We start from the raw sequence: 20,891 nt of genomic DNA on the forward strand, positions 1-20,891 counted from the left end.
AAAAGAATAGTAAATGGCTCCGGTTGGGGGTGGATCGGCCTATTCTTTGTATTTTTGAGCTATACGTATGCGCACTCCACCCAAGAACGAAAATCTGTCGGTCGCCACGCTCGACTTCCTGCTCGATCTGGCCCAGCACAATCAGCGGGACTGGTTTCAGGCCAACCGGAAACGGTACGAAGCCGCCCGCCAGGAGTTTGAACGCCTGGTTGCCCAGGTGCTTCAGGCACTGACCCAGACCGAGCCGCTGCCTAATACCGACGTGAAAGATTGTATCTTCCGGATCAACCGCGACATCCGGTTTTCGAAAGATAAATCGCCCTATAAGCTGAACTTTGCCGCTGCTATCGGGCCGGGTGGCCGGCATTCCGGGCGTATCGATTATTACCTGCACCTGCAGCCGGGCAACGAGTCGTTCCTCGGTGCCGGTATGTGGAATCCCACCCCCGCGCAACTGGCTAAGTTCCGGCAGGAAATTGATTATAACGCGGCCGAACTGAAGCGCATCATCGACGCGGAGGAGTTTCGGGCGTACTTTCCGGAAATCTGGGGCGAGGTTATGAAAACCGCCCCCAAAGGCTACACCGCCGACCACCCCGACATAGACCTGCTGCGTCGGAAGCAACTGTTCTTCATGCACCGCTTTACCGACGAGGAGGTACTGAGGCCCGGCTTTGCGGCCGAAATCGTGACTGCCTGCCGGTTGGTAAAGCCCTACTGCGATTTCCTGAACTACCTGTTCTTCGAGGAAGCCGACGATTAAGTAAAACGGAATATAATTCCGTTTTTGTTAAGCCCATAAAAACGGAATATAATTCCGTTGTACTTAATACACCTTATCCGAGCCGTCGGGGTAGATACGCCGGACCCGCGCCTGGTTGGCGGTCGAATACTCCAGCAGCCACAGGTTGCCTGTTTTATCGGCCAGCACCCCTGCCGGCGACCAGGGATGCTTCGATTGTGCCACCACGGTGACCTGCCCGGCCGAATTGATTTTCTGCACCATACCGGCCCCAAAACAGGCCACATATACATTACCGCTCAGATCGTAGCTCAGGCCCATCAGCGCGGGAGGCCCGCCGGTGGGTAGCTGTGCCTGCCGGTTTTCCCGCAGGTTCCGGGCCAGGGTCTGCACCCTGCCGTCGGGCAGAATCTGCTTCACCGCCGGGCCATCGGTCAGGTAGATGATACCGTCCGGTGTACAGGTCAGCCAGCCGATGCCGGTAAATGGCCCCTGGGCGTGTACCCGGATTGTACCGTCGGGCAGGCGCTTGCGGATCACGTTGCGGTCGGCCCAGTACATGGTGCCGGTTTTGTCGCGGACAAAGCTGTAGTTGGTCAGAAAACCCTCGGTAGCCGGGATAATGGTCACGCGGGTGCCGTCGGGCCGGAGGCACCATACCCGGTGGTTCCAGGTGTTGGTACGTTCGCCTTCGTACCGGAGGTTTTCGCCGTAGAGGTTATCCTGCGCGTCCAGGTACAACTCATGGGTGTGTACGTTTCTGACAGCAACAGATTTTTCGCCCGTAAGCGGGTTGATTTTCCAGACATGCGTCAAGTCGGTATAAAAGACATTTCCCCGGCTATCCATGACAAGGCCGATGCCGGGATGGGCGTGGAGGGCGGTGCCGGACAAGGCGATGAGCAGCAATAGTATACCGGTTTTCATAAGGCGTAACAGGCGGATGACCTGACTAGTCTGGTCAGGTTGACAAATATTTTGTATGTTTAAACAGTCATCTCTTTTATCCAACGTAACGATTGTCGGAATATGGCAAAATTTTGCGTCATTCTTGTAGGGCTATTCATCCTGGCCCACCCGCTGTTGAGTCAGTCCCTGTCGAAAACGGAACTGAAAATCAGCGAAACGGTACGGCAGCAGTATCCGGAGACCGGGCAGTTGCTGGAAAAGGTGGTCAACATCAACAGCGGTACCCTGAATCTGGCAGGCGTCCGTATGGTGGGTAAACTGATGGGGGAGGAGCTGGCGAAAATCGGTTTTAATGTCGAATGGGTGACCTTACCCGATTCGCTGAACCGGGCGGGGCACCTGGTAGCTACCCGGCAGGGCAACCGAGGCAAAAAGCTGTTTCTGATCGGCCACCTGGACACCGTCTTCGAAAAAAGCCTGCCGTTTGAGCCTTTCACGCGGGTGAATGACACAACGGCTACCGGTCAGGGCGTCAATGACATGAAAGGGGGCGATGTACTGATCATTGCTGCCCTGAAAGCCTTGCACGCCAATAAGCTGCTCGACGGTACATCCATAACGGTGTATTTTACCGGCGACGAAGAAAGCAGTGGCGGCCCCGAAAGCCGCCGTGATTTCATAGAACGCGCCAGACAATGCGATGTGGCGCTGGCTTTCGAAACGGCGCAGGGGCTGAACACGGTGACTACCGGCCGCCGGGGCTCCAGTTCGTGGAACCTCCAGGTAGTGTCGCGTACCGGCCATTCGTCGCGGGTGTTCAGCGATCTGGGCTATGGCGCTATTTTTGAAGCGGCCCGCATCCTGAACGAGTTCCGCCGGACCCTGAGTCAGGAGCCGTACCTGACCTTCAACCCCGGTCTGATCGTGGGCGGCTCCGATGTTCGCTACGATGGCCAGGCGGCTAAAGCCGAGACGACCGGCAAAACCAATATTGTGGCGCCTTCGGCGCTGGTAAAAGGCGACCTGCGGTTTCTGTCGGAAGCGCAGAAAGAAAGTGCCCGCGCCCGCATGCGGGAGATAGTGGAGAAGCCCCTGCCGCTGACCAAATCGACGATTACTTTTGCCGACGGCATACCGTCGATGGAGCCGTCGGCGGCCAACGAGGGGCTGCGGCAACAGGTCGATCAGCTCAGCCGCGATATGGGTCTTGGGCCGGTAGCGGCCGGTGATCCGGGTGCCCGTGGAGCCGGCGATGTATCGTTTGTGGCGCAGTACCTGCCGTGCCTGGATGGCTTAGGGGCATCCGGCAAGGGTGCCCACAGCATCGAAGAAAGCATTAACCTCAAAGAATACCCGTTGCTGATCCAGCGCACAGCCCTGCTGCTATACCGGCTGACGCGGTAAGCGGCAGTCTGCTTCCGGAACAGCCGTGTTCATTGCGCTGAGTCATCTGGCGGGCAGTTGTAGTGGGAAACAGCAGGGCCTGCCACCGCGCCGGGAAGATGCCCGGCGCGGGTGATGCCGGTTATTGGCCTGTTCGGGCGGCAATCCGTTTCCGGTAGGCTTCAATCGGTTTAAAGGGCCCGTACTTGTGCTGTTGTTCACTAAAGGGGTCGGCGTAGGGCCCAAACGGGTAATCAATGGCTTTGGTATTGAGATTAGGCCAGTCTTGGCGGAACGCCGTGCTATTGTCAGGACGATACGGCCCGTTGTCGGCTTAGTCGGAATTTGGGCCGGACGGCAAACCGATTTTTAACTAAAAGTCAGTCGGGGCGGATATTCTGGTTTACCCGGAAGAGGTTTTCCGGATCGTATTGGTGTTTGATAGCCGCGAGCCGCTCATAATTAGCGCCATAGGTGGCCTTTACCCGGTCGGTCCCCTCATCCATCATAAAATTGACGTACGAACCACCGGCACTGTACGGATGAAGTTCCTGCCAGTACGAACGCGCCCAGTTTGTTATGACCTCTTTGTTAGCAGGATCGGCATCAATCCCGGCAATAACCATGGCCCAGGTGGCGTCGCGGTAGTTCCAGGCCGTTGCGTCGTTGCTTACCCGGCCGGCTGCCCCGTTGATCGGGTATAAGTGCATAGTCGACAAGGCGGAGGGCAGCCTGTTGCCGTATTTGAGGTGGATATCGATGGCTTCGTCGCTCAGCTCATTCACGTAATCTCCTTTCCAGTACCACTGAAGCCCCGGCGGGTATAACGCATCAAACATCCCCTGCATGACCGGTACCGGCATTTCACCGATCATCTCCAGCGCGGGCGTTTTCATCTGACGAATAGGGCTAAATACATCCTCGGCCTTGTCGGCGGGGCCGGTATACGTCCACACAATGCCACACATTTTCTTCAGGTGCAACTGTTCCGGGAACGGCGGGCCGGGCGGTACGGTCAGGAAGGCAAACCAGCCGTTGATTTCGTCGGGAGCCTGTTTGATATAGGTCCGGTACCAGCGCATAATGGCGCGGGCATCGGCTAACTCCCACAGCATTGGCCCGGCCACGACCGTACGGATGGGATTGCCCCGGAAGACAAACGACGTGACTACTCCGAAGTTGCCGCCCCCTCCGCGGATGGCCCAGAACAGGTCGGGATGCTCGCCGGCCGATGCCGTTACGACCTCTCCGTGGGCCAGTACCACATCTGCCGACAAAAGGCTATCGATAGTCAGGCCGAATTTGCGGGACAGATATCCTACACCACCGCCGAGCGTTAATCCGGCAATACCCGTTGTGCCGTTAATACCCGACGGTACCGCCAGCCCGTAGGGGTGGGTAGCGGCATCGACATCGCGCAGCAGACAACCGGCCTCCACGCGAACCGTATTATCTTCAGGGTTTACCTCGATCCCTTTCATCAGCGACAGGTCAATGACCAGCCCTCCGTCGTTTACCCCGAAGCCCGCCCCATTATGACCACCCCCCCGAATCGACACCAGAAGCTGGTTTTTGCGGGCAAAGTTTACCATCATGACGACATCCTCTACCGATGCGCACCGGGCAATCAAAGCCGGTCGTTTGTCGATCATGCCGTTGTATACCTGGCGGGCCGTTTCGTATTCGGCATCCTTTGGCGTAATAAGCTGGCCCTTCAGGCGGAACAGCAGTTGCGACGTGGCAAGTGTTTCCATAATGAACAAGGGATTAGGTTAACAGAAAATCAGGCACGGAATAAGTGACGGTATTAGCTATACGAGAGTACCAGTTGTTTGCGGTAGTTGGCAGGCGATGTACCAAATTTTTCCTTGAACACCCGGCTGAAGTGCGAGTTGTTTTCGAAACCACTCTCGAAGGCCACATCATTGACCAGCATGCTGGTGGTTTGCAGTAACGTTTGCGCGTAGGTTAGTCGCTTTTGCATCAGCCATTTGGCCGGTGTGGTCTGAAACACCCTGGTGAACTCCCGCTTAAACGTAGCCAGACTCCGGTTGGCAATGCGGGCATACTGTTCCAGCGAGAGATTAAACATATAATTGGCTTCCATTACCTCGTACAGCGACGTCTGACGGCGATCGACGAGGCTGTTCAGGTAGGCCGCCAGGACCTGGTTCGCTTTGTTGATCAGCAGCGAGAACAGCAGCTCACGGGCCCGTTGTTCCAGTTCTGCTTCGGTGGGGGCCGGCTGCTGCTCAAAATAGCCCAGAATTGTCTGTATAAAACTATGTGTTGTCTCGTTAACGGCCAACTCAATCACCTGCTCGCCAGGCTGATTGCCCACCAGCCTTCCGTTGTAAAATTTACGGTACTCTTTGATGAGCTGTTGCAGGTAGCTATCGGGCAAATACAGGTTGAAAGAGCGAAAATTGTCGCTTCGATAAATGTCCTGTAGCAGGGCTCCTTTTTTAAAGAAAAGGCAGGAATTCGGCTGGAGCAGCCAGGACTTACCCGAGCGGTGAACGCGTCGCTCACCCCGGACCACAAACGTGATATAACCGTAATGAGAAAAGACTTCCTCCCGCAGGCCCGTCTGCGGGCAGTCGTAATAAGCAAACAGAATGTCTTTGCACACCAGTTGCTTATAGAGTTCCGGCTGGAACTTCAGGAAATCATAGATATTCGTCATGGCGTATGCCGCTGAAGAATAGTGGCTTAATCAAAGGTAGGAAAGTTAAATGGCAAAGGCTTTGCTGTGCGGCTCAACTTTTTTGCTGTAGGGCTCAACTTTGCCGGTTATACGTCAGGTTACGACAGCATAGTTACTCCCCGGCTGTTTTACTCGGTCACCGGAAAGTCCCGGCCTTCACCCGTTTGGGTGTCCAGCCAGACCAGCAGGCCATTGCGGGTGCGGGTCGGTTCGTTTTGATGGGCGTAGCCGGCCACGAGGAGCCGGTACAGAAACCGCGGCACTTCGCCATAGGGTACCGATGGCCTGATTGACCATTTACCAAGAGCTTACGAGATGACTTTGGCAGCTAACGTGTTAGCAATTGAAAATGAGAATAGAAAGATTGAAGAAGTAAAAAAGGCTGCTGTCAGAAAGTTACTTTTACAGGGGAAATTAACCGTCGGGGAAATTGCTGATGCCAATGATGTGACTGTTGATATTGTGCTTGATATACAACGAAATCTATCAACTGACAAGTAAGGCGGGTCACCGGCGACAGGCAGCAAGCCACTAAGTCAGCGTAATAACACCCAACCCACCATGTGCGTCAAGGCTCCTTCGTCGCCAGCGTCACATGAGGGTGTTGGGCGGCCTGCTGTAGATTGAGGTCAGCCGGCAGCTAGTTGCCAGTGAATGAAGGCTACTTGGCGGTAATTAGGTCGGTATAGCGGCTTCTCGCCCGATAAGTAATAAAGTGTATGACGCGTCTTTTTCCTATAGCCGGGAAGGTCTTGACGGACCTGCGGTATGCTTCATTCCTAATCCCTCCCAATGATGGTTGTTATCGACCGTAAAACATTCCTTCAGGAACTTTCCCTGCTGACCGGTGTCTCGTTGTTGTCGGCATCGGCTTTGGCCCATGAGCCGGCCCTGAAAAAACCGACTATCAAACTCGGTCTCGTTACGTATCTGTGGGGTAAAGACTGGGACTTGCCCACGCTGCTGAAAAACTGCGCCGATACCGGCATGCAGGGCGTTGAACTCCGGGTAGATCATGCCCATACTGTGACGCCCGAACTGACGGCGGCCCAGCGCCTGGCGGTTAAACAGCGGTTTGCCGACAGCCCGGTTCAACTGGTCGGCTTCGGGACCAATCAGCAGTTCGATTTTGTGGATCATGACCGGGTCAGGGCGTCTATTGAGCGGACAAAGGAATTTATCCGGCTAAGCGCCGATGTGGGTGGGTCGGGCGTGAAGGTGAAGCCCAACGGGCTGCATAAAGAGGTTCCGGTGGAGAAAACGCTGAGCCAGATCGGCGAAGCGCTGAACGAACTGGCCCGGTACGGCGCTGACTTTGGGCAGCAGATCCGGCTGGAGGTACACGGCGAAGAAACGCAGGAACTGCCCATGATCAGGCGGATCATGGATGTAGCCAGCCATCCGAATGCCACAATCTGCTGGAACTGCAACCCCCAGGACCTGAACGGCAAGGGCTTTACCTATAATTTCGACCTGGTAAAAGACCGGTTTGGGGCCACCTGCCACGTTCGCGAACTCGACCGGACCGACTACCCCTATACCGAACTGCTGACTAATCTGGTCACTATGAAATACAATGGCTGGGTGCTGCTGGAATGTCATACTAACCCAACTGATAAGATAGCCTCTATGAAGGCGCAGCGGGCTGTTTTTGACCGGATGATCCGTAAGATATAGCCGGCATAGACCTGTTCGGCTTCTCTGATCCTGCAAAGAAACTAACTATGAAACCTTACCTTGTCTTTACCTGTATAGCCGCCATTGTTACGGTATTTGGCTGTCGTTCAAAACAGCCGGATCTGCCGCTTATCGGAACCTGGGAACTGATCTCGGCAACCACTACGGTAAACGATTCGACGTTCTCCACGTTCGATTCTGCCCATAAAATGATCAAGATTATCAACCCCACCCATTTTGCGTTCCTGAATCATACAACTAATCGGGAAAAAGACTCGTCGGCTACCGCCTTTACGGCCGGTGGCGGAACGTATACCTTAGCGGATAGTGTCTACACCGAAAATCTGGAATACTTTAGTGACAAAAACTGGGAGAATCATCAGTTTCGGTTTGTGGTAAAAATTGTGAACGATACGCTGATCCAGACAGGTGTCGAGAAGCTGGAAAAGCTGGGTATTGATCACGTCATCGTCGAAAAATACAAACGGGTTACTCAATAGCGCATGAATATACGGCAACGATGGAACGAGTCTTGTAGGAAGGGGCAATTTCTGAACGCCTTTCTGATTAGCCTGGTCTTTGCCTGTTGCATAGGGCCATTAACTGTCCTGGCGCAGGTGATGAGCTCCCCGCAGCTTGATAAGCTGGTGCTGCCTACCTTAATACCCCGTGTTCTGCTGCGGAAACGTGTGTTCTTTTTAGCGAAGCGACCTGTACCCTTACCCGTCATGAACCGTATTTTCCTGGTGGCCCTGATCGGGTGGAGTACCGTTGCCCTGGCGCAACCCGCCCCGGAGACGTACCCGGACGATCCGGCCTCTATCGAACAGCCCGGCGTTCCCAAAGGCGAAGTGCTGAAGTTTACGTTCGAGCAATCAAAAATCTTTCCCGGCACCTGGCGCGAGTATTGGGTGTATGTTCCGGCTCAATACCGACCCGAAAAACCGGCCTGCGTGTACGTCAACCAGGACGGTATCCAGTGGAAAGCGCCTACCGTGTTCGACAACCTGATCCATCAGGGCCAGATGCCGGTGACCATTGGGGTATTTGTGACACCGGGCCGGGTGCGGGCCGCCAATGCCGATAAGGCCCTGGATCGCTACAACCGTAGTGTCGAGTACGATGGGCTGGGCGATGCCTACGCCCGGTTTATTCTGGAGGAGATTCTGCCCGCTGTGGAGACGCATAAAGCCAGCGATGGCCGGGCAATCCGGCTCTCGAAAAACGGCAACGACCGGGCCATCGGGGGCTCCAGCAGCGGAGCCGTTTGTGCGTTTACGGCCGCCTGGGAGCGGCCGGATGCGTTTTCGAGGGTGTTCAGCGCCATTGGTACGTACGTGGGCCTGCGGGGCGGTGACCGGTATTCGACGCTGGTCCGCAAAACCGAACCCAAACCCATTCGCGTCTTTTTGCAGGACGGCACCAACGACCTGGACATTTACGCCGGCGACTGGTGGAAAGCCAACGAAGCTATGGAACGTGCGCTGACCTTTGCCGGCTATGAAGTCGAGCATGTGTGGAGCGAAGGCGGCCACAACGGCAAACACGGTACGGCCGTTTTTCCGCAGGCCATGCGCTGGCTCTGGAAAGACTGGCCCCAACCCGTCACCGCCGGAAAATCCAGGAATCAGTTTCTGAGTGACATGCTGCTGCCGGGCGAAGGCTGGCAAGCCGCCGGACCGGCTGCGGAGACTCCCCTGAAGGAGAAGAAAAGCGGCAGAGACGTGCCGGGACCCGGCGGCACCCGGTATGCGCTGATCAATAGTCAAGTACGGATCTACGACGCATCCGGCACAGAAAAGGCGGTGGTTCGGGGCATTACCGGTACCGACCTGGTTGTGGCCCACAACGGCAACGGCTACCTGCTGGCCGACGGTCCTGGCCAGCGTAGCCGGCTTTATCTGATCCGGGCAACCGGCGAGCGAATCCAGGTGGACGACCGGCTGAACGGCGCAGCCGGCATTGCCCTTACCCCCGATCAGACGCAGTTGTACGCGCTGGAGTCTGGCACGCATTGGGTCTGGATTTATCAGATCAGTCCGGATGGCACACTCAGCAGCAAGCAGCGGTACGGCTGGCTGCATGTGCCGGATACGGCCGAAGATGCGGGGGCCGCGGCTATTGCATGCGACCGGGACGGGCGCGTGTACGTTGCTACCCGGCTGGGTATTCAGGTGCTGGATCAGCTCGGGCGGGTCAACGCGATTTTGCCGGTACCGGGCGAACAGACCACCCAGCTTACTTTTGGAGGGGCCGACTCCAAAACGGTAATGATCCGGTGCGGAGATAAACACTACCGCCGAACGCTTAATGTGCAGGGGGTAAAGCCGTACGAGGCTCCCATCAAACCCGCAACGCCGAGACTTTAAGGTCCGCAATTCCAAATCCGAAATACGATTATGAACGACACTACAATTCTGCGCCGGACTTTTTTGCAATCAACGGCCCTGCTGGCGGGTAGTGTGCTACTGCCGAACCATTCATTTGCCAAAGCGGCTCCCAATGCACTACGTCTGGGTGGGCCTATCTTCCTGAAAAGCGATGATCCCGCCGAACTGGCCCGTGAACACCGGCGACTGGGGTACAGTGCCGCCTATGTACCGGCGGTGAATACGCAGGACAGCGCTAACATCAAGGCGATTGAAAAAGCCTTTGCGGAGCAGAACGTCATCATTGCCGAAGTAGGAGCCTGGGTCAATATGCTGGATCTGGCTCCTGAGAAACGGGCGAAGAACCTGACCTATGTGACCGAACGGCTGGCCCTGGCCGATGCCGTGGGGGCGCTTACCTGTGTGAACATTGCCGGGTCGTACAACCCCAAAAACTGGGATGGTCCCGACGCCCGCAACGTGTCGAAAGAATTCTTCGACGCTACCGTAGAGAACTGCCGGAAAGTCATCGACGCCGTAAAGCCAAAGCGGGCGAAGTTTTCCCTCGAAATGATGGGTTGGAGCCTGCCCGACGGACCGGATTCGTATCTGAAGTTCATCAAGGCCATCGACCGCCCGGCCTTTGGTGCTCACGTCGACATCGCGAACATCGTTAACTCGCCCGACCGTTACTACAACAACACCGCGCTGATCAACGAGACGTTCAGAAAACTGGGGCGGTGGATCGTATCGGTACACGGGAAGGATGTCTACGGCAAAGATGCCCACCTGGCCGAAACCATGCCCGGCCGGGGTGGTCTCGATTACACCACGTACCTGCGTAATGTTACGTCGCTGCCGCAACCGGTACCGTTTATGCTGGAACACCTGCGCACGGCCGAGGAATACGACGAAGCCCGGCAGTACGTCATTCGGCGAGCCGCTGAAGCCCAGATTCCGCTGGCCTGATGCCGGAACGTCCCCTGCGTTCTGCCTTACCCCTGGACGCTCAGGCTGGACGAGTTTTTATATCTGCTCTGTTCGCTTCGACGGGTTGGCCCGGCTTAGCCGGCTGAGCAGCAGCCGCGCCAAACCGTACAAAATGAGGCCCACCACCAGAAAAAAAACCGTCCATTTCAGGTTGGTGAAGACCATGCACAGAATGGCCACCGATCGCGATGTGTCCGGGTACGTGTTGAGCAGGGTTACGATCAGGCTGTTCTCCAGAAAATCACTGAGCATGATGGCTACCGGAAGTACATTCACCCAATAAAACGGCGTATACGGTTTCTGCCGGAACAGCAGCGACAGGCTCACGCATAGCAGGAAGGTGTAAATGATGGGGTAGGCCAGATCGGCCGTCAGCTCCCCAAACGCATAATAGGGGCGGCCTTCGGGGCCATAGGCCGCTACCATTTCCAGAATTTTATCGGGATCGAAATTCCCCATCAGCAGGTCGATGGGGCCGATGGTCTGTCCCGCATAGGCGTTCATCCTGGTTTCTAGGGTCTTGAAGAAGTAACCGGGAAACGCCAGATAAAAGGGAATGGTCAGCAGCAGCAGTTTCCAGGAGGCAATCCGGTAAAAAAAGGCAGCGAGGGTATGTACCATGTCGGTTGGGGTTTGAGCTCTGGGAAATTAGCCGTTTTTCGTAAAAAATGAAGGGCTACGGAACCAGTAGCCCTCGGGGCGGGTATTTTATACATAGTACCGTGCTAATGTATTGATGATTTGAGTAGCCATGAGAGAAGTATTGGAAAAAGTTTTGTTTCAGAATACCGTTCAGGATTATCTGCTGGCTTTGGGTGTCATACTGGTTGGGATAGTGATGATCGGCATCTTCAGGCGAACCATCCTGGCGCGGGTCAGGGAGTGGACCCGCTCGACGGATTCGCATTTCGATGATTTTGTAGTCGACAGCATCGCCCGCTTCGGCATTCCGGCCCTGTATTTTGGGGTTGTTACGATTGGCCTGAATTTGCTGATACTCACACCCAGGGCGGAAGGGATTCTGAAAGTGGCCTCTACCGTTGTGATCACCTTTCTGATAGTCCGGCTGGTATCCTCGGCTATTCTGCTGTTTCTCCGGTCGTTTATCCGGCGGCAGAACCAGGGCGACGAAAAACTAAAGCAGGTGGGCGGCCTGATGCTGCTCATCAATGTCGTTATCTGGGCGGTTGGCCTGCTGTTTATCTTCGACAATATGGGCTACAACGTAACCACCGTCGTGACCGGTCTCGGTATCGGGGGTATTGCGGTGGCCCTGGCGGCTCAGAACATCCTGGGTGATTTATTCAATTATCTGGTCATTTTCTTCGACCGGCCCTTCGAGGTGGGTGACTTCATTACGGTAGACAACAAAATGGGCTCTGTCGATTATATCGGCATCAAAACAACCCGCGTCAAAAGCCTGACCGGCGAGCAGTTGATTTTTGCCAACAGCGACCTCACCAAATCCCGGATTCACAACTTCAAGCGCATGGACCGGCGCCGGATAGCCTTTACCGTGAAAGTAACCTATCAGGCGGAGCTGGATCAACTGAAAGCGATTCCAATTCTGCTGAAAGCCCTTGTAGAGGAGCAGTCGGATGCGCTGTTCGACCGCGCCCATTTTGCCGCCTATGGTGATTCCAGCCTGAATTTCGATGTGGTTTACTTTGTGCTGTCTACCGAATTCAACCGTTACATGGATATTCAGCAGACGATCAACCTGCGTATTTACGAAGAGTTTAAGGCGCGAGGCATCGAGTTTGCCTACCCGACGCAGGCGCTGTACTGGATGAACCAGCCGACGGAGGTGGATCGGTATTCGTAACGGAAAACTTTTCCGGCCCTAAGGGGGTGCCTGCCAAAACTTCTCCGGCCGCAGCGGGTTACAGTACCAAAACAAACCGTTATGAAAAAAAATCTGATCATTCGCGTATCCGGTGATTTACAGGGAACGCTGTTCCGGCAGGAAGCGCGGCAAAAAGCCGAAAAACTGGGCTTGAACGGCACCGCCCATTACGAACCGGATGGAAATTTGCATATAGAGGTGGAAGGTGCGCCGGAGCAGCTTGATGCTTACCGGCAGTGGTGTGAGCAGGGGCCGGACGGTACCCATGTCAGTCATATCGCGGTGGAGGAAGGTGCACTACAGGGCTATGATCGGTTTATAGAGATGCCTATGTGAGGTTTAGGTGATTAAAGGTAAGGGCGTAGTCAGGCCAGCAATGGCTCCGGACTACGCCCTTTATCGTTTACGGACAGATCCATGGGTCGGAAAAACAGAATGGCAGGGTTACCGCTTCCTGTGGTAATGTCCTTTACGCCATGTTTGTTACAACCTATACTCTATCACCACAGAACCAGAATCACTACAACCTCAAAATTAATTTCCATAGCGTTTCTGATTTTATAGGTTTATCAATGACGTATGTATAGGCGGTTAATGCTATACGCTATAAGGCTGTTTCGGCTGATTATCCGACAGTTACGGACTTAGCCTTTGCTCTCCAGCCTGATGGCGGGTATCTTCTGCTCCGCTACCATCTGGTTAAAGGCCGGTATCCGTTTGCTGATCAGCTCCTTCAGTTTACCCAGCGCTGCGTCGACCTGAGCGGCCAGCGATTCATACACTACGTATGATGCCCGGGTGGGCTTTGTATCCGCTGAGGCTACGGCCGAGGCTACCCCCGCCAGTTTATCGTTCAGCCGGATGGGGTAGGCCAGCAGATCCTGCACGGCTTTTGCTTTGGGCTGCATCAGCGTGGCTTCCAGCTGATCGAGCTCCTCCAGCATGGGTTTGGTCAACGGCTTAAACTTGCTGACCATCACCGTATCGTTCATGGCGGTCAGGTAGCCGTTGATCTGGCTCCGGATCTGGCGAATCTGGTTGATGGCTTTGTGCGTTTCCGACAGCTTGTTGTTGATCTTCTGTACAAAGGCAAACTGCTCCCGAAAATCGGCATCGGTAGTTTTCAGCCGTGGGTCTTTGCGGATCTCAAAGGCTTGCTCCTGCACCAGCGAATCGCCCAGCAGCAGCCGCACCTTGTAAGTGCCCGGTACGGCTTTGGCTCCAAGGCCCCGGCCGGTCCACATCACGTTGGTGCCCTCTACAACCGTGGCGTCGGGGTAGCGCATGTCCCATACAAAGACGTTCATACCGGGTTTGGCGGAGATCAGGCCCGGCCGGACCAGCGTCGAATCTTCGTAAAAATCTTTGGAAATCTTCAGCGGCTGGCCTTTCCGGTCTTTCAGGCTGGAGTAGGAAATGATGCTGTCGCCGGTGGCGGTCACAAACTGTAGTTTCAACTCCTTCGCCGGCTGGTTTTTCAGATGATAGCGGACAATAACGCCGTTTGGGGCATTCTCGCCCACCGTCGGAACGGCCTCCTGACTACTGCCGCCCAGCATCCGGTAAGCGTGGCGGGGTTTAAACAGGTGCATAGCAGCCAGACCCGTTGGCTGCTTGTCCATGATCTCGTGCAGCGGACTGATGTCGTCCATGATCCAGAACGAGCGGCCGTGGGTAGCCACCACCAAATCCTTTTCCTGCTTATGAATCTGTAAATCGCGGATGGGTGTAATGGGCAGGTTCTGATTCAGCTTCTGCCACGAGCCGCCATCGTTAAACGATACGTAGATACCCCGCTCGGTGCCGGCAAACAGCAGCCCCGCTTTGTTGGGGTCTTCGCGCACGACCCGGCAATACTCATCGGCCGGAATACCGGCAGTAATGGGGGTCCAGGTCTTGCCATAATCGGTGGTGCGGAACAGGTAAGGCCGGCGGTCACCGTCCTGGTATCGGTTGGCGGCCAGATAGGCTTTGCCGGGGGCGTGGTCGGAGGGGTGAACGATGCTCATCAGCGCTCCGGCGGCTATCTGCGATGTCGGTGGGGTGATGTTCTGCCAGGTTTTGCCGCCGTCGCGGCTGATATGCAGGAGCCCGTCGTCGGAGCCGGCCCAGAACACGTTCTTCTCCACGGGCGATTCGGCAAAGGTAAACACGGTGGCGTAGGTCTCGGCCCCGGTGATGTCTTTGGTGATGGGACCACCGGTTTCGCCCTGCGTTTTAGGGTCGTTGCGGGTCAGGTCGGGGCTGATGTCTTCCCAGGTGTGGCCGTTGTCGGTGCTGCGGTGAACGTGCTGCGAGGTCACGTACAGCACCCTGGAGTCGTGGGGGGAGAACACAATCGGGTACGTCCACTGGAAGCGGTACTTCCGCATCGACGCCGGGGCTCCCATGCCGTATTCCGGAAACACATTGATCACCTGGTTCTGGTCGGTAGCTTTGTCGTAGCGCGACAGAAAACCGTCGTAGTTACCGCCGTAGGTGATATTCGGGTTTGTCGGGTCCGGCGTAATATAGCCCGATTCGGCACCGGCCACGGGAAACCAGTCATTGGGGCCGATGCCAAAGTCGGTGTTGCGGCTGGCAATGCGCAGGGAGCTGTTATCCTGCTGGGCACCGTAGACATTGTACGGGAAGTCATTATCCAGCGCCACATGGTAAAACTGCGCTGTCGGAATGTCGATGTCGGAGAAGGTAGCCCCGCCGTTGAAGGTCACTTCGGCTCCGCCATCGTCGCCGATGATGAAGTTTTGCGGGTTTTTGGGGTTCCACCAGATGTCGTGGGTATCGCCGTGGTGGACCGGTACCCGCTGAAACGTTTTACCCCCGTCGTACGATTTCAAGGCGTTTACGTTTAGCACGATCAGCCCGTTTTCGTTCTGCGGATCGGCTCCCAGCATCATGTAGTACCAGGGCCGTTGCCACAGGTTTTTGTCTTCGTTGATCAGCTGCCAGGTGTTGCCGGCATCGTCGGAGCGGTACAGGCCACCCTTCGCGTTTTCGATCATGGCGTACAGCCGGTTCGAGTTGGCCGGTGACACCGCAATGCCTATTTTGCCGAGCAGGCCTTTGGGCATACCCGGCCGGTTGTTTAGCGACACCCAGGTATCACCCCCATCGGTGGACTTGTAAAGGCCGCAGCCGGGTCCCCCGCTGCTCATGGAGTAGGGGGTGCGGTACGCCTGCCAGAGCGATGCGTAGAGGATAGACGGGTTGTTGGGGTCCATTTTCACGATGGCCGCACCGGTGCTGTCGTTCTTAAACAGGATTTTCTGCCAGGTTTTGCCGCCGTCCCGGGAGCGGAACACCCCCCGGTCGGGGTTGGGCGCGTAGGGATTACCCAGCGCGGCCAGGTACACCAAATCAGGGTTTTGCGGATGCACCTCGATATTGCCGATGGCGTCGGCCAGTTTCAGGCCCATATGCTTCCAGGTTTTGCCTGCATCGGTCGATTTGTAGACGCCGTCACCGTACGAGATATTCCCCCGGATTTCGGCCTCACCCATGCCTACGTACAGGATATTCGGGTCGGAGGGGGCCACGGTAATGGCTCCGACGGATGAAGACTGGAAGGTGCTGTCGGAGATATGAAACCAGTTGCTGCCGCCGTCGATAGTTTTCCAGACGCCCCCGCCGGTGGCACCAAAGTAGTAGGTGAGGGGCTGGTCGGGATGCCCTGCCACGGCCAGCGAACGCCCCGCGCGGAAGGGGCCGATGTTACGCCAGCGAAGGCCGCTGTACAGGTGAGGAGAGACGCCCGATGGGGTGGTGGCGGCCGCCGGCTTCGCTTTTTGTGCTGTTTTTCGGGCCTGCGCCAGGCTATCCGACGGGGAGGCCGAGAGCATAACTGCCAGCAGACAAAGGCCGGAGACGCCCGGTAAATACTGCTTCATAGGATTGGTAAAGAATGGACGAATGATGTTTTGTCCAAATTACCGAAAAAAGCAATGGCTGTTACCAACAATAGAAAATATTGCCCTTGGCAAGAAAACAGATTGCTTACTGAATGGATGCTGTATTTTCGGGCGGGGAGAACTGAGGCAGGATCACAAAATGGAATGAGCCGCATGAGTCGGACAAACGCTGGCCTACTCATCAGGCTGGGCCTGCGTATCAACTAACGGCTCAGGCGGCCATGGCCAGGCATTTCCGGCGCAGCTTATCGCGGGTGCGTTTGAGCCGCATCTTCACGGCCGAATCCCGCACATTGATCATACGTGCAATTTCGCCGATCTCCAGCCCTTTTTCGTACTTCAGCCGCAACACCTGAACCTCTTCCGGCTGCATCGTTTTCAGTGCCTGATGGAGCGTTTGGTGGTGCATCTCGATAAGCCAGGCATCGTCGGTATCCGTAACCGTATGGTAGTGGTAATCTTCCAGCGGCACCAGTGGCGTACGGCCCGAGCGCCGGATCTGGTCCATGCAGTAGTTATAGGTGATGGAGTAAAGCCAGGTCGAAAAAGTCGATTTCACCTTAAACTGCTCCAGATTAGCCAGTACCCGCACAAAAACATCCTGGGTGAAGTCCTGCGCCTGGTCCGGATCTTTGGTCAGCGACAGGCAGCGCCGGTATACTTTGGTCGCATAGCGGTTGTACAGAATGTCAAAACACTTAGGGTTGTTTGTTTCCAGATAGGCTTTGATGAGCTCTTCGTCTTTCGGGTGGGTGTTCATGAGCGGTAGTGTTTCTCCGGTATGACCATTAGTTGATTTGATTGTAAAGGTGAAACAATTCTCACCTGAGTAACTTAAATTGACGTTAAGCTTTAATTAACAACCTATTAAAAGCAAATTTGCCGTTTGGGGCCGCTAAATGGTCTTGAGGCCGCCGGGTCAGCGGATAATCATTTGGTCGAATTTTCGCTTTGACATAGAGAATGCCTTACCTTTGTTTTCGGGTACCGGCTTATCGGTCGGAGCCCCTTCAAGCTACAATTGCATATGGTTCAGAATGACGAATTGATCCGGATTATAGATCTGCTCAACACAACCTACGAGGGAGAAGAGGCCTGGCATGGGCCGTCGGTAGTGGAGGTCCTGCGGGGTGTTTCACCCGAGATGGCGGGCCGCAAAATCACGCCCAATACGCACTCTATTGCCGAACTGGTTTTTCACATGACTAGCTGGCGTATCTTCTGTGTAAAGAAAATGCAGAACGACGCTGCCTTTGACATTACCACACCTGAAAAAAACTTCGGTTCACCCAACCTGAAAATTGATGCCTTTGAGTGGGAGGCTCTCCAGATGGAGCTTAGCCTTAGCCAGGAGGAACTGGTGAACGAACTGGATAAACGGGACGATGATGAGTTTCTGGAAGATATTGTGCCGGGCCGCGATTATACCTATTATGATATGCTCCACGGTATTATTACCCATGATCTGTACCATGCCGGTCAGATTATGATTCTGAAGAAAGCACTGACCTTTAAAGGCGGGGGCGGTAACTCGAACCACCACGATGATGAGGACGATTTCAGCCCACGCTACGGCGATGCCTACGATATAGACGACTATTAGCAGGCCCCTATCGCATAAATCTTTGTATAAAGAGCCTGGGGTAACACCGGGCTTTTTACTTTTGCGGCATGAAGTACTGGTTAGTGAAATCGGAGCCGGATGCCTACTCCTGGAGCCGGTTCGTCAGCGAAAAAAAAGCCACCTGGGATGGGGTGCGTAATTACCAGGCCCGCAACAACCTCAGCGCCATGGAGGTGGGTGATCCGGTGCTGTTTTACCATAGCGTCAAAAACCAGGCCGTGGTCGGGCTGGCGAAAGTCGTTCGCGACGCGTACCCCGACCCGACAGTTCCGGATGATCCGCGCTGGGTGGTGGTGGAACTGGTGCCGGTCATGGCGTTCGACAATCCGGTAACGCTGGCCCGGCTGAAATCGGAACCCCTCTTGCAGAACATGGCGCTGCTGCGGCAGTCGCGCCTGTCGGTGATGCCGGTGCGGCCCGATGAGTTTGAGCTAATACTGGCCCTGGCACACGCGCCGGTTGCCTGATTCAGAAAAAGTGAGGGTTGTGCCCGCTTATGGGAACCCGATTTTGTTATGCGTACATGGCTGATTTGCAACTGTTGACTCCGGCGGCCTGGCCGGAATACGAATTAATTGATGCCGGAAATTTCGAAAAGCTTGAACGCTTCGGGGCGTACGTGCTGGCCCGGCCCGAACCCCAGGCGATCTGGGATAAATCGTTGCCGGAAGCCGACTGGGAGCGGCAGGCGCACGCGACTTTCCGGCGCGACAAACAGTCGCCGGAGCGGGGCGAGTGGCTGAAGAAGCCCGGCCTGCGCGATCCCTGGCTGGTCGGTTTCCGGCAGGCAGGGTTATCGCTACGGTTCAAGCTAGCCCTCTCGTCGTTCAAACACGTCGGCATTTTTCCGGAGCAGGCTGTCAACTGGACTTATATCTACGACAAGGTAAAAGCGTTACCGGTTGAACGCCCCAAAGTACTCAACCTGTTTGCCTATACCGGCGGGGCTTCGCTGGCGGCCCGGCAGGCGGGGGCCGACGTCACCCATGTCGATGCCGTGCGGCAGGTGATTAGCTGGTCGCGGGAAAATATGGAAGCCAGCGGGCTCGACAACATCCGCTGGGTGGTCGAAGATGCCGTTAAGTTTGTGCGCCGGGAAGAGCGCCGGGGCAATACCTACCACGGACTGATTCTGGACCCGCCCGCCTACGGCCGCGGCCCCGAGGGCGAAAAGTGGGTGCTGGAAGAACACCTGAACGCTTTGCTTAAGACCTGCGTATCGCTGCTCGATAAGGAACACTTTTTCTTTATCATCAACCTGTATTCGCTGGGGTTTTCGGCCCTGATCCTGGATAATCTGATGCGGCAATGCTTTGGTCAACTGCCCCATGCCGAATGGGGGGAGCTGTATCTGGACGATCGGCAGCAGAAGCGCTTGCCGCTGGGGGTATTTTATCGGTTTTCTTCGCAGTAAGCCGTATCTTTGTTCCGAAACTGGTTGTGCATGCGCATTGCGTTATTTATCTGTTTTTGCTGGGTGCTGCTGAGTTGCGGTAGCGAAGACCGCCGGCAGGCGCGTATTCCGGATATCCCCGAACCGGGTGATACCAGCCGGAACCGGGCAACGCTGGTGGCGCTGACACGGGCAATCAATCAATCATCGCCGGCATCGGCCTACGCCAAACGAGCCGCCTTGTACCTGTCGACGGGCAGGGTAGAAGAGGCTCTGGACGATATTGACGAGGCCATCAGCCGCAACGGCAATGTCGGGTCCTTTTATTTGGTCCGTGCTCAGGTGCTTCGGGCGCTACAACAACCGGCCAAAGCGTTTGAGAGTGCTCAGCGGGCGGAGATTCTGGGGATCGACACCCCGGCTATTTATACCTTGCTGGGAGATTTGCTTCAGCAGCAGAATCAGTTTGATAAAGCCCAGTTGTATATTGCCAAGGCGTTGCAGATGGCCCCCTACGAAGGCGAAGCATATTATTTTGCCGGACTGATGGCCGCCAAGCAGGGCGATACCACCCTGGCGCTGCGGCATTACCAGCAGTCGCTGAAACTCAAGCCGCGCTACCTGGAAACGTATAATCAACTGGCGTCGATGTATCGGGCCATGGGCGATCTGAACACAGCCCTGCGGTATAATGAGCAGGGGCTGGTTTATTTTCCGGATAACGCCCAGCTTCATTACCGCCGGGGGCTGATCTTTCACAATATGGGCGGGCTGGACAGTGCCCTGGTTGCCTATCAGCGGGCGGCTACCCTACTGCCAAACATGTTTCAGGCGTATTTTCAGGCCGGGCTGGTGTATCACTACCTGAAAAACTATCCCTTGGCGCTGACTAATTTTCAACGGGTACAGCAGTTAAAGCCGCAATACCCGCGGGTCGATTATTTTATCGGGCACAGCCTCGAACAGACCGGTCAACTGGATGCTGCCCTGGCTGCGTATACCAACGCGGTTGCGTTGAATGCAACAGATCAGGACGCACAGGCCGGAGTCTGGCGGGTGCAGCGCAAAAAATCGGGCCGGTATTACGACGGGTACCTGCTGGAGCGTTCGGCCGCTGCCGAAACGGATCCGCAACGGCCGTCGCCGGTGCTCGATACCGCCCGGGTCCGGATTATGACTATTCAGCCGAAAACCCGGTTGTCGACGGGTGGAGACTCGATCAGAACCCTGAAGTCGATTGGACCTAATAACTGACATAATCACTGATACTGCTATAAAATTTGGTACCAGGTCTCTTCTAACAGTGTTAGATAGCCCAGGGCGACGAATAAAAAGTTAAT

Annotated in this window: 20 protein-coding genes; 13 read left to right on the forward strand and 7 right to left on the reverse strand. The window is 55.6% G+C overall.

The window, feature by feature from the left end; genetic code table 11:
* The first annotated feature begins 67 nt into the window (after positions 1-67).
* Positions 68-763: a DUF2461 domain-containing protein gene (locus tag ABD931_RS28835; protein WP_345271582.1), complete on the forward strand. Its 696-nt coding sequence runs from the start codon at positions 68-70 to the stop codon at positions 761-763.
* Positions 764-826: 63 nt separating this feature from the next.
* Here ABD931_RS28835 and ABD931_RS28840 read toward each other — a convergent pair whose 3' ends face one another.
* On the reverse strand, positions 827-1,669 hold the full coding sequence (locus ABD931_RS28840; protein ID WP_345271584.1) for a Vgb family protein: 843 nt from the start codon (positions 1,667-1,669) through the stop codon (positions 827-829).
* A gap of 102 nt (positions 1,670-1,771) precedes the next feature.
* On the opposite strand from ABD931_RS28840, the gene ABD931_RS28845 reads away from it, so the two are divergent.
* Positions 1,772-3,055, forward strand: a complete 1,284-nt coding sequence (locus tag ABD931_RS28845; protein WP_345271585.1) for a M20/M25/M40 family metallo-hydrolase — start codon at positions 1,772-1,774, stop codon at positions 3,053-3,055.
* A gap of 359 nt (positions 3,056-3,414) precedes the next feature.
* Here the strand turns inward: ABD931_RS28845 and ABD931_RS28850 are convergent, their stop codons facing one another.
* From ABD931_RS28850 to ABD931_RS28860, 3 genes are all read right to left on the reverse strand, one after another.
* Positions 3,415-4,788 carry an FAD-binding oxidoreductase gene (locus tag ABD931_RS28850; RefSeq protein ID WP_345271586.1) on the reverse strand — a complete coding sequence of 458 codons (1,374 nt, stop codon included), beginning with the start codon at positions 4,786-4,788 and terminating at the stop codon, positions 3,415-3,417.
* Between the two features lie 53 nt (positions 4,789-4,841).
* Positions 4,842-5,720: a helix-turn-helix domain-containing protein gene (locus ABD931_RS28855; protein ID WP_345271588.1), complete on the reverse strand. Its 879-nt coding sequence runs from the start codon at positions 5,718-5,720 to the stop codon at positions 4,842-4,844.
* A 149-nt stretch (positions 5,721-5,869) separates the two neighbouring features.
* Complete coding sequence (locus tag ABD931_RS28860; protein WP_345271589.1) at positions 5,870-6,004, reverse strand: hypothetical protein; 135 nt, start codon at positions 6,002-6,004, stop codon at positions 5,870-5,872.
* A gap of 52 nt (positions 6,005-6,056) precedes the next feature.
* Between ABD931_RS28860 and ABD931_RS28865 the strand changes: the two genes are divergently transcribed.
* The 5 genes from ABD931_RS28865 (at position 6,057) to ABD931_RS28885 (ending at position 10,756) form a co-directional block, all read left to right on the forward strand.
* Complete coding sequence (locus ABD931_RS28865; protein ID WP_345271590.1) at positions 6,057-6,242, forward strand: hypothetical protein; 186 nt, start codon at positions 6,057-6,059, stop codon at positions 6,240-6,242.
* 294 nt (positions 6,243-6,536) lie between these two features.
* Positions 6,537-7,418: a sugar phosphate isomerase/epimerase family protein gene (locus ABD931_RS28870; RefSeq protein WP_345271606.1), complete on the forward strand. Its 882-nt coding sequence runs from the start codon at positions 6,537-6,539 to the stop codon at positions 7,416-7,418.
* Positions 7,419-7,465: 47 nt separating this feature from the next.
* Positions 7,466-7,918, forward strand: coding sequence for a hypothetical protein (locus ABD931_RS28875; RefSeq protein WP_345271591.1), 453 nt, complete (start codon positions 7,466-7,468; stop codon positions 7,916-7,918).
* Between the two features lie 228 nt (positions 7,919-8,146).
* The gene (locus tag ABD931_RS28880; RefSeq protein WP_345271592.1) at positions 8,147-9,787 is read left to right on the forward strand and encodes an alpha/beta hydrolase-fold protein; all 1,641 of its coding nucleotides are present in this window, start codon (positions 8,147-8,149) and stop codon (positions 9,785-9,787) included.
* A gap of 30 nt (positions 9,788-9,817) precedes the next feature.
* On the forward strand, positions 9,818-10,756 hold the full coding sequence (locus tag ABD931_RS28885) for a sugar phosphate isomerase/epimerase family protein (protein WP_345271594.1): 939 nt from the start codon (positions 9,818-9,820) through the stop codon (positions 10,754-10,756).
* Between the two features lie 57 nt (positions 10,757-10,813).
* Here ABD931_RS28885 and ABD931_RS28890 read toward each other — a convergent pair whose 3' ends face one another.
* Positions 10,814-11,398: a hypothetical protein gene (locus ABD931_RS28890; RefSeq protein WP_345271595.1), complete on the reverse strand. Its 585-nt coding sequence runs from the start codon at positions 11,396-11,398 to the stop codon at positions 10,814-10,816.
* Between the two features lie 130 nt (positions 11,399-11,528).
* Here ABD931_RS28890 and ABD931_RS28895 point away from each other — a divergent pair, with 130 nt between their 5' ends.
* Both ABD931_RS28895 and ABD931_RS28900 read left to right on the forward strand, forming a co-directional pair.
* Positions 11,529-12,602 (forward strand): mechanosensitive ion channel family protein, encoded by a 1,074-nt coding sequence (locus tag ABD931_RS28895; protein ID WP_345271596.1) that lies wholly within the window; start codon positions 11,529-11,531, stop codon positions 12,600-12,602.
* 81 nt (positions 12,603-12,683) lie between these two features.
* Complete coding sequence (locus ABD931_RS28900) at positions 12,684-12,959, forward strand: acylphosphatase (protein ID WP_345271597.1); 276 nt, start codon at positions 12,684-12,686, stop codon at positions 12,957-12,959.
* A 308-nt stretch (positions 12,960-13,267) separates the two neighbouring features.
* Here ABD931_RS28900 and ABD931_RS28905 read toward each other — a convergent pair whose 3' ends face one another.
* Both ABD931_RS28905 and ABD931_RS28910 read right to left on the reverse strand, forming a co-directional pair.
* On the reverse strand, positions 13,268-16,465 hold the full coding sequence (locus ABD931_RS28905) for a VPS10 domain-containing protein (RefSeq protein WP_370469370.1): 3,198 nt from the start codon (positions 16,463-16,465) through the stop codon (positions 13,268-13,270).
* 280 nt (positions 16,466-16,745) lie between these two features.
* Complete coding sequence (locus ABD931_RS28910; protein ID WP_345271599.1) at positions 16,746-17,294, reverse strand: RNA polymerase sigma factor; 549 nt, start codon at positions 17,292-17,294, stop codon at positions 16,746-16,748.
* A 267-nt stretch (positions 17,295-17,561) separates the two neighbouring features.
* Between ABD931_RS28910 and ABD931_RS28915 the strand changes: the two genes are divergently transcribed.
* From ABD931_RS28915 to ABD931_RS28930, 4 genes are all read left to right on the forward strand, one after another.
* Positions 17,562-18,137: a DinB family protein gene (locus ABD931_RS28915; RefSeq protein WP_345271601.1), complete on the forward strand. Its 576-nt coding sequence runs from the start codon at positions 17,562-17,564 to the stop codon at positions 18,135-18,137.
* 68 nt (positions 18,138-18,205) lie between these two features.
* Complete coding sequence (locus ABD931_RS28920) at positions 18,206-18,625, forward strand: EVE domain-containing protein (RefSeq protein WP_345271602.1); 420 nt, start codon at positions 18,206-18,208, stop codon at positions 18,623-18,625.
* A gap of 56 nt (positions 18,626-18,681) precedes the next feature.
* On the forward strand, positions 18,682-19,572 hold the full coding sequence (locus ABD931_RS28925) for a class I SAM-dependent methyltransferase (protein ID WP_345271603.1): 891 nt from the start codon (positions 18,682-18,684) through the stop codon (positions 19,570-19,572).
* Positions 19,573-19,602: 30 nt separating this feature from the next.
* Positions 19,603-20,805 (forward strand): tetratricopeptide repeat protein, encoded by a 1,203-nt coding sequence (locus ABD931_RS28930; RefSeq protein ID WP_345271605.1) that lies wholly within the window; start codon positions 19,603-19,605, stop codon positions 20,803-20,805.
* The last annotated feature ends 86 nt before the right edge of the window (positions 20,806-20,891 follow it).

The sequence above is a fragment of the Nibrella viscosa genome, assembly GCF_039541875.1.
Lineage (GTDB): Bacteria > Bacteroidota > Bacteroidia > Cytophagales > Spirosomataceae > Nibrella > Nibrella viscosa.